Source organism: Xanthomonas arboricola pv. guizotiae, from assembly GCF_002940205.1.
Lineage (GTDB): Bacteria > Pseudomonadota > Gammaproteobacteria > Xanthomonadales > Xanthomonadaceae > Xanthomonas > Xanthomonas arboricola_C.
Map to the genome: position 1 here is coordinate 40407 of NZ_MDSK01000013.1, position 11122 is coordinate 51528.

The window sequence follows — 11122 nt, forward strand, 5'->3', positions numbered from 1 at the left end:
ACGTCACTGCGCCGTGGCGTCTTCCAGCAACGGCGTCAGCTGCGCCTCCAGCGCGTCGCGGCGCCATTGCCCCAGCGGTGTGGGCCAGCTGCGTTGCTCGATCAGGGTTTCCAGATGCCGGCGCGAGGCCAGGATGCCGTCGGGCAATCCCAGCTCGCGGCTGCGCTGGGCCACCGCATCCTGCAGGCGCTTGAGCACGGCCTTGTTGCCGTCGGTGGCGGCCTGCGCCAGCGGCGCTTGGTCCTCGTCGGGCAGCGGCGTGTTGAGCGCTTCCCACACTGCGGCGGCAAGCTTGCGCGGCGCCTTGGGAAACTTGTCGAACTGGCGCAGCAAGGCGTCCGGATCGGCGGGCGGAAAGCGTGCCAGCTGGCTGGCCAGTTCGTTATCCAGGATCCAGCTGCGCGGGCGATCGCTCTGGCGCGCCTGCAGGTCGCGCCAGCGCAACAGGCGCAACAGGCGGCGCTGCGCCGCAGGCTCCAGGAACTGCGCAGTGCGCAGGCTCACATGCGGCCAGCGCTCGCCATCGTCGTGTTCCACCGTGGCGAGCAGGCGCTCGGCATCTTCGGACAGCCAGTCCAGGCGGTTCTGTTCGGTGAGACGGCGGGTGAGTTTGTCGTGGATCGCGAACAGGTAGCGCACGTCGTCGGCGGCGTATTCCAGCTGCGACGGCGATAGCGGGCGACGCATCCAGTCCGAACGCGTCTCGCCCTTGCTCAGCAAGGTGCCGGTCATTTCCTGCACCAGTTTCTGGTAGCCCATGCCGCCGCCAACACCTGCAAGTGCCGCGGCAATCTGGGTGTCGAACAGCGGCCGCGGCAACACACCGCAGGCGCATTTGAAGGTGACCAGATCTTCGCTGGCGCTATGCATCACCTTGACGATGTCGGTGGCGGTCAACCATTCCCTGAGCGCCTCGTTCATGCCCGGGATCAGCGGGTCGATCAGCAGGATCTCCTCGCCGATGGCCATCTGCACCAGCGCCAGTTGCGGCCAGTAGGTGCGTTCGCGAATGAATTCGGTATCCAGGCCAATGCGGGACGGACGCGATGCCTGCAGGCGTTCGCTCAGCTCGGAGGGGTGGGTGATCCAATGGGGCACGTGATTTCCGTCGACAGCAAGGGTTTGCGCAGAACGCGCAGAATAGCCTAACGTCGCGATCGCCTGTCGTGCGGCAGAGCACTGGAAGGAGCAGGTGGTGGGTGAGTGCGGTAACCGGATCGCAGCGTGGGCATTGGTTGCGCTGAGCGTGTGCGCCTGTTCGCGGACACCGACGCCAGCGCCTGCCGCTGCGCCGCAACCCGCTGCCGCCGCCGCGGTGCCGAGCAAGCCGAATGTGTCCATCGGTGGCGAAGAATCCGCCGAAACCGTGGCGCAATGGCAGCCGCCGCCAGTGGACCTGGGCGATGAGCCGCTGGCGCAGGTGCGCAAGCGCGCCGACCAGGCATTGAAGGACGACCGGCTCTATCGTGACGCCGACGATGCGATTCCGCTGTATCTGGCCATCCAGCAACGCGCCGACGGCAAGGACGCGGCCAGCCGGCGCGGGCTGGAGCAGGCGCGGCGCCGGTTGATCGAGCGCGGCCAGGCGCTGATCGCGCAGACCGACCGTCAGGACAGCGCGCTGGAACAGGCGCGTGAACTGGCCATCGTGGCGCTGGCGCTCGCTCCGCAGGACCCGACGGTGCGCGCACTGCAACGCGCAGTGGAAACCGCGCAGCGGGTGTTGGGCTTCAACCGTGCCGGCGAGGAGGATCTGCGTAGCGGCCGCCTGGGCGAGGACGGCAATGGGGCGCTGGTGAACTTTCGTGATGCGGCGCAGCTGGATCCGGACAATCCGCGCACGCGTCAGGGGCTGGCTGCGGTGGAAAGCGGCCTGCTGGCACGCGCCGAGCAGGCGGCCGAGGCGAGCGACTTCATCGGCGCACGCTACTGGTTGCAGATGGCCGGGCAGGTGCGTGAGCGCGCACCGACCATTGCCGATGCACGTGCGCGCATCGAGCGCATGCGTCGTGCCCAGATCGCCGCCCTGCACGACGCCGGCCTGCACGATCTCACCTCGCCCCGCGGCCTCAAGGCGGCTGGCGAAACACTGGCCGAGGTGCTGCGCATCGCCGACCCGGGCGATGCGGTGGCCGGCGACCTGCGCCGCCGCTTGGAGCTGGCCACCCATTACGGCAGCTTTCGCCCCGGGCAGGTGTTCACCGACGGGCTCAAGGTCGGCGGGCGCGGTCCGCAGATGATCGTGGTGCCGCATGGCGCGTTCCAGATGGGCGCCGGCGATGCCGAGCCCGGCGCCTCCGACAACGAGCGCCCGGCGCATTACGTGCGTTTCGCGCGTGGGTTTGCGTTGTCGATCACCGAAGTGACGGTGGCCGAATTCCGCCAGTTCGTCGAGGCGACCGGCGCGCGCCCGCGTGCCACCCGGCGCGGGCATTCGGTGGTGTACGACGAGCGCAGCGGCAACTTCATCCGTCGCAGCGGGGTGGATTGGCAATCCGACTACAACGGCGCGCAGGCCGCGCCCAACAGCCCGGTGATGCACGTCAGCATCCGCGACGCCGAAGCCTATGCGAGCTGGCTGTCGGAACAGACCGGCCGCCATTACCACGTGCCCAGCGAGGCCGAGTTCGAATACGCGGTGCGCGCCGGCACCACCGGGCGCTATCCCTGGGGCAATGCCGGATCGCCGCCGCTGGATGCCGGCAACTTCACCGGTGGCAACGATGTCTCGCGCAGTGGCAGGCACTGGAACAACGGCTTTGTCGGCTACGGCGACGGTTTCTGGGGACCGGCGCCGGTCGGCAGCTTTCGCGCCAATGCCTGGGGGCTGCACGACATGGGCGGCAACCTGAGCGAATGGGTGGCCGACTGCTGGCATGCCAGCTACCGACGCGCGCCGGCCGACGGTGCCGCCTGGTTCAACCCCGGCTGTCGGCAGCGCATGATCCGCGGCGGCAGCTGGGCCAACTCGCCGCAGCAGACGCGTGCGGCCTGGCGGCAGTCGCAGGATTCGGACAGCACCAGCGCGCGGATCGGCTTCCGCCTGGCGCGCGGCATCTAGGGGCGGCTGCACGTCCGTGCGCATGCGCGATGTGCACCCGCACGCAGAACGATCGCCGATCGGCATGCTGTCCGGGTGGCAGGCCCACTTTAGAAGTGCCCCTCGTTGCGATGACCCGGATAGCTTCAGGCCCGGTGTCGCCGCAAGCCCGGGCCGTGCAGGCTTAACCGCAGCGAACGCTGCCGTGATCGCGGTGGAACCGGTCGCCGTGGTCATGGTCCAAGCGCCAGCGCTTGCGAGGATTGTGGTGATGGGCTGGGGAATCAAGGTGTTTCGTTGGGTCATCGCGGCACTGCTGATCGGTGGCAGTGGCTACGCCGTGGCGCGTCATCTGCAGGACGGCAATACCGCCGGGCATTACCGCTCGGTGGAGGTGCTGCGTCCGGAAGGCACGCCGAAGGCCATGGTGGTGCTGTTGCCCGACAGCGGCCATGCGCAGGACGGCCAGCGGCTCGCCGAGATGTTGAGCAACGACGGCGCGCTGGTCGCGGTGGTCGATACCGCCAGCTATCGCGAACGGGTGCGCGCGCATCACACAGCCTGCAGCTCCCTGGCCGACGATGCCGAACGATTGGGCAAGAAGTTGCTGCGCGCCGAGCATGTCGACGCGTTCCTGCCGCCGGTGCTGGTGGGGCAGGGCGATGGCGCGGTGCTGGCGCGGCAGGCACTGGCTTCGGCCGCGCCCGACGTGCTGGGCGGTGCGGTCGTCGCCGATGGCGGCGCCAGCGATGGCGGCCTGGCCTGCTCGCGCGGCGTGCCCGATGCCAATCAAGGTTTCCTCGACGACCTGGTCGACGCGGCCAGCCCCCTGCAGATCGCGGCCGCCACCCGGGGCCATTTCCTGACGGCGCAGGCGCAGGGCGTGGGCGATCTGCCGCTGGTCGAACTGCACGCGCCCGGTAGCGACCGCATGGTGGTCATGCTGTCCGGCGACGGCGGCTGGCGCGAACTGGACAAGGGCATTGCCGCGCAATTGCAGCAGCGAGGCGTGTCGGTGGTGGGCTGGAACAGCCTGCGCTACTTCTGGGCCAGCCGCACGCCGCAGCAGGTCGGGGCAGACCTGGATCGGGTGATCGCGACCTATCAGCAGCGTTGGCATATCCACCACGTCGCGCTGGTGGGCTACTCGTTCGGCGCCGATGTGCTGCCGTTTGCCTATCCCGAGCTGTCGCCCCGGCAGCGCGCATCGGTGCAGTTTGTCAGCCTGCTCGGGCTTGCCCATCAGGCCGATTTCAAGGTGCGCGTCGGTGGCTGGCTGGGCTGGCACAACGATGCCGAGCGCGATGTGGAACCGGCGATCCAGTCGCTGGATGCGCATCGCCTGCAATGCATCTACGGCGATCAGGAAAAGGACACGCTGTGTCCGGAATTGCGCGCGCGTGGCGTGCAGGTGGTGGCGCGTCCGGGCGGGCATCACTTCGACCACGATCCGGTGGTGCTGGCCGGGCTGCTGCTGCAGGGCTGGCGGCAGGCGGCGCAGACACCCACTCATGGTCAGAGAGCCGTTGATGCCCTCTGATCTGCACGCGGAACGGTCTGCGGCGGGTTGAAGGGTTGATCCAGGCTTGATTCGCCTGGGTGACGCGGGTGGCGCCGCATCGGCGCGCCCTTTGTGCCAATCCACGGCGCTGCTCGGGCGACCGCCCTGCAGCTCGTCGTTATCGCGACAAAGCGATGCGTGCGCGCTTGCTGGTCGCCCGCGGCAACCACGCAGCACGCGCGGTTACCGTCGTCAGTCGTCGTTGCCCGGCTCCACCCGCACCTGGATGCTGCCATCGGCCAGCTGCGCACGCAGGCGCTCGCCGGCGCCGACCTCGGCGGCGCTGCGCACCACGCTGCCATCGGCGGGGCGGGTCACGATGGCATAGCCACGCGCGACGGTGGCGAGCGGGCTGACCGCTTCCAGCGAGCGTGCCAGGCTGCGCAACCGCAGTTGATCGTGCTGCAGGCGCCGCTGCATCGCTGCCTGCGGATGCAGTGCACGCAGGCGTTGCTGCAGCGTGGCCAGATCGCGTTGCGGGTTGTGCGCGTGCAGGCGCGCCTGCGTCCGTTGCAGGCCTGCCTGCAGACGCTCCAGCACCTGGGTCATGCGCGTGCGCAGCTGGCGGCCGGCGTCCTGCTGCCGGCGTTGCAGCAATTGCAGTCGCGCCTGCGGGCTGTGCGCACGCAGGCGCAGGGCGAGCCGGTCGGCGCGCTGCATCGCGTTGCCCAGCGCGTGCTGCTGCACCTGGGCCATGCGGGCATGCGCACGCCGTACGCGCGCGACCAGCTCGCGCTGATCGGGCACCAGCAGTTCGGCCGCCACCGAGGGTGTGGGCGCGCGCACGTCGGCCACGAAATCGCTGAGGCTGAAGTCGGTCTCGTGCCCGACCGCCGACACCACCGGCGTCTGCGCGGCGGCAATCGCGCGGGCCAGGCGTTCGTCGTTGAAGGCCCACAGGTCTTCCAGCGAGCCACCGCCGCGGGTGATCAGAATGACGTCGTAGCGCCCGGAGGCATCGGCGCGCTGCAGCAACGCGGTGATCTGCGCCGCAGCGCTGTCGCCCTGCACCAGCGAGGGCAGCAGGTCCACTTCCAGCAACGGAAAGCGGCGCGCCAGGACGCTGAGTACGTCGCGCACCGCCGCACCGCTGGGCGAGGTGATCACTGCCAGCCGCCGCACATGCGCCGGCAACGGCTGCTTGCGCTCGGCATCGAACAGGCCCTCGGCGGCCAGGCGCGCACGCAGTTCGTCGAAGGCCCGGCGCAGGGCGCCTTCGCCGGCCTCTTCCATATGGTCGAGTACCAGCTGGTAGTCGCCGCGCGCTTCGTACAGGGTGAGACGTCCGCGCGCGAGCACGCGCAGCCCTTCGCGTGGCTGGAACTTCAGCCAGCTGCTCTTGGGCTTGAACATCGCGCAGCGGATCTGCGCGCGCGCGTCCTTGAGCGTGAAGTACAGATGGCCCGAGGACGGGCGCGTGACGCTGCTCAGCTCTGCCTCCACCCAGACCAGCGGGAAACTGCCTTCCAGCAGGTCGCGTGCCAGCGTGTTGAGCTGGCTGGGGGTGAGGATCTGTTCGTTGCGGTCGGCCATCGCCGCATTATCCCGCAGCGGCGATGCGCATGCGTGAGCGCATCGGGCGGGAACTCACAAACCGTGTTGCGCCAGCGCCCAGCCCACGTGTTCGCGTACCAGCTCCGAGGCGTCGTGGCGGCGCGCTTGCAGTGCCGCCAATACCTCCGGCGTGCCGGGCGCATTGCCCAGGCCGACCGCGATGTTGCGCAGCCACCGTTGATGGCCGCTGCGACGGATCGGGCTGCCTTCGGTGCGGCGCAGGAACTCGTCTTCGTCCCAGGCGAACAGCTGCGGCAGCGTCGCCACATCCAGCTCGTTGCGGGCGCGGAAATCGGCTTCGTCGCTGCGCTGGGCGAACTTGTTCCAGGGGCAGACCAGCTGGCAGTCGTCGCAACCGAAGATGCGGTTGCCGATCGGCTTGCGCATCTGCTCGGGAATCGCGCCCTCGTGTTCGATGGTGAGATAGGCGATGCAGCGGCGCGCATCCAGCCGGTACGGGGCGATGATGGCCTGGGTCGGGCAGACGTCGATGCAGCGTGTGCAGGTGCCGCAATGCGCGGTGGCCGGGGTGTCGATGGGCAAGGGCAGGTCGAGGTAGATCTCGCCCAGGAAGAACCACGAGCCGCCATTGCGGTCGATCAGGCAGGTGTGTTTGCCGATCCAGCCCAGCCCGGCATTGCGCGCCAGTGCGCGCTCCAGCACCGGTGCCGAATCCACGAACACCCGATAGCCGAACGCGCCGACTTCGCCCTGGATACGCTCGGCCAGTTTCTGCAGCCGGTTGCGCATCAGCTTGTGGTAGTCGCGCCCCAGCGCGTAGCGTGCCACGTAGGCGCGTGTGCCGTCGTGCAAGGTGTTCCAGGCCTCAGTGTCGTCCTTGCGGCCGTAGTCCATGCCGACCGACAGCACGCGCAAGGTGCCCGGCACCAGCTCCTGCGGGCGCGAACGCTTGTCGCCGTGCTGGGCCATCCAGTGCATGGTTCCGTACAGGCCTTCTTCCAGCCAGCTGCGCAGATGCACCTCGTCTTCGCCAAGCTCGATGCCGGTGATGCCGCAGCGTTGGAAGCCGGCCTCGCGCGCGAGCGCGCGGATGCGCGCGGCGGCATCGGTGGGGTCGGGGCGGGCGAGGACGGCAGACATGGCGACAAGTATAGAATTCCCGGCATGTACGCACCGCTCGATCTTTACGACACCGCCGCCGCGCGCAGGCTGGACACGCAGGCCACCACGCTGCTCGGCGGCGACGGCTACATCTTGATGCAGCGCGCCGGACAGGCCGCCTGGCAGCATCTGCTGGAACGCTGGCCGCAGGCGCGCCGCATCGTGGTGGTCTGCGGCACCGGCAACAACGGCGGCGATGGCTATGTGCTGGCACGCCTGGCGCAGCGGGCCGGGCGCCGGGTGCAGGTGGTGCATCTTGCCGGGCACGGCCCGGCATCGCCGCTGGCGCAACGCGCCTGTACCGACTATCTGGGCGTGGGCGGTGCGATCGAGCTGTTTCCCTCGCCGCTGGCGCAGTCCGATGTGATCGTCGATGCGCTGTTCGGCATCGGCCTCAACCGCGCGCCCGACGCCGAGACCACCGCCTTGATCGACGCCATCAACGCCGCCGGTGTGCCGGTGCTTGCGCTGGATGTGTCCAGCGGCATCGATGCCGATCATGGCGTGGCCTTTGGTGCCGCGGTGCGCGCGCAGGCCACCTTGCAGTTCATCGTGCCGCACCTGGGGCTCTATACCGGTGATGCGCTGGAGCATGCCGGCACGCGCGCAACCGCGTCGCTGGACGTGCCGGAGGCTGCATTTGACGGCCTGGCGCCGGCCGCGCACAGCTGGGACATCGACGCCCTGGCCGCGCAGTTGCGCCCGCGGCGACGCAATACGCACAAGGGCGAGTCCGGCCGCGTGCTGTGCGTCGGCGGCAACCTCGGCAGCGGCGGCGCGATCATGCTCGCCGCCGAAGCGGCCCTACGCAGCGGGGCAGGGCTGGTGCAGGTCGCCACCCGCGCCGAGCACGTCGCGCCGCTGCTGGCGCGCTGCCCGGAAGCGATGGTGCGCGCGGTGCAGGTCGACGACGACATCGCCGCGTTGGCTGACGCCGCCGACGTGGTCGCGCTGGGTCCGGGCCTGGGGCAGGACGCCTGGGCGCAGCAGTTGTGGCGCGCGGTGCTGGCCTCGGACAGCGCGGTCGTCATCGATGCCGACGGCCTGAATCTGCTGGCCGCCAACCCGGTGCCGGCGCGCGGCCCGCGCGTGTTGACCCCGCATCCCGGCGAAGCCGGACGTCTGCTGGGGATGTCGACCAGGCGGGTTCAGCAGGATCGGCTGACTGCCGCAGATGCATTGGCCAAACGTTTCGATGCAGTGGTGGTGCTCAAGGGCGCCGGCAGCGTGATCGCCGCGCCGCACGCGGTGCCGCGCATCATCGATGCCGGCAATCCGGGCATGGCGGTCGGCGGCATGGGCGACCTGCTGACCGGCGTGATCGCAGCCTTGCTGGCCCAGGGCTGGTCGCCCTTCGATGCCGCCAGCCTGGGCGCCTTGTTGCATGCCTGTGCCGGCGATGCGGCTGCGCGCGCGGGCGAGCGCGGCCTGCTGCCGACCGATCTACTGCCCGAACTGCGCCGCCTCGCCAATGCCGGATCCGTTGCATGAGCCAGCTCAACGCACACCTGGTCGATGCGCAGGCCACCGACACCCTGGGGCAGGCCCTGGCCGCGGTGCGGCCCGCCCGCGCGATGGTGCAACTGCACGGCGATCTCGGCGCAGGCAAGTCCACGCTGGCGCGCGCCTTGCTGCGCGCGCTCGGCGTCACCGGGCCGATTCGCAGCCCCACCTACACGCTGGTCGAGCGCTATCCGCTCGGCACTGGCGACGAGGCCTGGCACCTGGATCTGTACCGCATCGGGCAGGCCGGGGAACTGGATTTTCTCGGGCTCGACGAAGGCAGCGCCAGCCTGTGGCTGGTCGAATGGCCGGAACGCGGTGCAGGTGCATTGCCGCCGGTGGATCTGGATGTGGAGCTGGCGGTAGAGGGCGAGGGACGCAGCGTGACGCTGCTGGGCCGCAGCGAAAGCGGGCGCGACTGGCTGGCGCGGCTGTCGGACGTGCCTCAGTTGCGGCCCCTTTATGCCAGCTCACAGGAAGAATGAACGCCAGGTTGTGGATTATTAAGGGAAATCACCTTGCAATTCACGCGTTTGGGTGATTGAATCCAGCGCCATGACACCGGGGTTCCGCCAGTTCTGTGTTTCCGCCCTGACCGCCAGCCTCAGTCTGGCGGTTTTTGCTGCGTGGGCCGGCGAAATCAAGGGCGTCGGCGTCAGCACCGGTGCCACCGGCACGCGTGCGGAGATCCAGCTCGCCGGCAGCGGCGGATTCAGGACGCTGTCGCTGGCCAACCCCAATCGGCTGGTGGTGGACTTCCCCGATTCCTCGGGCGTGCGTGGCCTCAGGCTGCCGCCGGCTGCGGGCCTGGTGACGTCGGTGCGTACCGGTCAACCGGTGCCGGGCACCTTCCGGGTGGTGTTCGAGCTGGCAACGCCGGTGACGCCGTTGAAGCCGCAGATGCAGACACTGGGCAGCGCATCGACCCTGGTGATCGAGTGGCCGGGCGATCCGCCGGCCGCAGGCACCGCAGTCACCACCGCAGCACCTGCCGCGCTGCCGCCGCCGCGCCCGGCCAATGCACAGTCCGAAGCCGCCCGCGCGACCGCTGCGTTGGCGGCGTCCGCGCAGCGTGCAGCGGTGGTGCCGCCTGCTCCGGCGCCCGCACCGTACGTGCCTGCCTCGGCCATGCCCAGCGTGACTCCGGCACCGGTACCGACCACGGTCGCCACCGGCGTGCCGGCACCGCGTCCAGGCACCGCCACGACCGCGGTGACGACCAGCACGGCCGCGTCAGTAAGCACTGCCGGCACCCCGAACCGCGTCACCGTCTCCACCGGCGGTGCCTTGCCAGCCTCGTCGCTGTCAGGCAACGCCGCATCGCCGGCGGCCATCTTGAATGGCGGCAACGCGCCGCTGGGTGCTGCATCCGCCAATGCCATCGCCGCCACGCCGAATGCGGCTGCCGGCAGCGTCGACTCGGCGGACAGCGACGACCTGCCGCCGCGTCCGGTGCTGCCCAGCGAGGCCTCGCGGATCAAGATGGCACCGGGCATGCGGCCGCTGATCGTGGCCATCGATCCGGGACACGGCGGCCAGGATCCCGGCGCCATGGGCCCCACCGGCAAGCGCGAAAAAGACGTCACCCTGGCGGTCGGCCGCGAGCTGGCGCGCCAGATCAATGCCACTCCCGGCATGAAGGCCTACCTGACGCGCGATACCGACGTGTTCATTCCGCTGCCGATGCGCGCGCAGAAGGCCCGCGCCGCCAAGGCCGACATCTTCATCTCCATCCACGCCGACGCTGCCGAGAACCGCAGTGCAACCGGCTCCTCGGTCTATGTGCTGTCGACCAAGGGCGCCTCCTCGCAGCGTGCGCGCTGGCTGGCCGACAAGGAAAATGCCGCCGACCTGGTCGGCGGCGTGCGTCTGCAGCAGACTGAAAGCACGCTGGCCAATGTGTTGCTGGATCTGGCGCAGAGCGGCCACATGAAGGCCTCCGAAGATGCGGCAGGGCATGTGCTCGGCGGCCTCAAGCGGATCGGCAACAACCACAAGCCGCAGCTGGAGCGGGCCAACTTCGCGGTGCTGCGCACCTCCGACATGCCGGCGATGCTGGTGGAAACCGCCTTCATTTCCAATCCGGACGAAGAGCGCCGGCTGATCGATCCGGCCTACCAGCGCAAGATCGCCTCGGCCGTGCTGGATGGCATCGATACCTTCTTCACCCGCCAGCCGCCGCCGGGCACGCTGTTTGCCGCACGCGCGCAGGCCGAAGCCGATGCCGGTGTCGGCACCGTGGCCGGCGGCAGCCGCTGAGCCGCTCGGCTATCATTCCGCACTGATTCCTTGATGACGGCGCCTGTGCGCCGCCGGATTGCCGTGCCGACGTCTGCCTTGCC

Annotated in this window: 8 protein-coding genes; 5 read left to right on the forward strand and 3 right to left on the reverse strand. The window is 69.6% G+C overall.

The features are described 5' to 3' along the window. Positions 1-3 precede the first annotated feature (3 nt). Entirely contained in the window at positions 4-1098 is a 1095-nt protein-coding gene (gene rnd, locus XarbCFBP7408_RS09920; protein ID WP_104562812.1) for a ribonuclease D, read from the reverse strand. Between the two features lie 97 nt (positions 1099-1195). On the opposite strand from rnd, the gene XarbCFBP7408_RS09930 reads away from it, so the two are divergent. After that, positions 1196-3061, forward strand: a complete 1866-nt coding sequence (locus tag XarbCFBP7408_RS09930; protein WP_258072096.1) for a formylglycine-generating enzyme family protein — start codon at positions 1196-1198, stop codon at positions 3059-3061. Between the two features lie 250 nt (positions 3062-3311). Beyond that, complete coding sequence (locus XarbCFBP7408_RS09935; RefSeq protein ID WP_104562865.1) at positions 3312-4580, forward strand: virulence factor; 1269 nt, start codon at positions 3312-3314, stop codon at positions 4578-4580. 213 nt (positions 4581-4793) lie between these two features. Here XarbCFBP7408_RS09935 and xseA read toward each other — a convergent pair whose 3' ends face one another. Together xseA and queG are read right to left on the reverse strand one after the other, a co-directional pair. After that, positions 4794-6134 carry an exodeoxyribonuclease VII large subunit gene (xseA, locus tag XarbCFBP7408_RS09940; RefSeq protein WP_104562813.1) on the reverse strand — a complete coding sequence of 447 codons (1341 nt, stop codon included), beginning with the start codon at positions 6132-6134 and terminating at the stop codon, positions 4794-4796. A gap of 54 nt (positions 6135-6188) precedes the next feature. Then, the gene (queG, locus tag XarbCFBP7408_RS09945) at positions 6189-7256 is read right to left on the reverse strand and encodes a tRNA epoxyqueuosine(34) reductase QueG (RefSeq protein ID WP_104562814.1); all 1068 of its coding nucleotides are present in this window, start codon (positions 7254-7256) and stop codon (positions 6189-6191) included. A gap of 24 nt (positions 7257-7280) precedes the next feature. Between queG and XarbCFBP7408_RS09950 the strand changes: the two genes are divergently transcribed. The 3 genes from XarbCFBP7408_RS09950 (at position 7281) to XarbCFBP7408_RS09960 (ending at position 11039) form a co-directional block, all read left to right on the forward strand. Next, on the forward strand, positions 7281-8768 hold the full coding sequence (locus XarbCFBP7408_RS09950; RefSeq protein ID WP_104562815.1) for an NAD(P)H-hydrate dehydratase: 1488 nt from the start codon (positions 7281-7283) through the stop codon (positions 8766-8768). Next, entirely contained in the window at positions 8765-9265 is a 501-nt protein-coding gene (tsaE, locus tag XarbCFBP7408_RS09955) for a tRNA (adenosine(37)-N6)-threonylcarbamoyltransferase complex ATPase subunit type 1 TsaE (RefSeq protein WP_104562816.1), read from the forward strand. The genes XarbCFBP7408_RS09950 and tsaE overlap by 4 nt, the downstream gene beginning before the upstream one ends. A 70-nt stretch (positions 9266-9335) precedes the next feature. Further along, entirely contained in the window at positions 9336-11039 is a 1704-nt protein-coding gene (locus XarbCFBP7408_RS09960; protein WP_104562817.1) for an N-acetylmuramoyl-L-alanine amidase, read from the forward strand. Positions 11040-11122 lie beyond the last annotated feature (83 nt).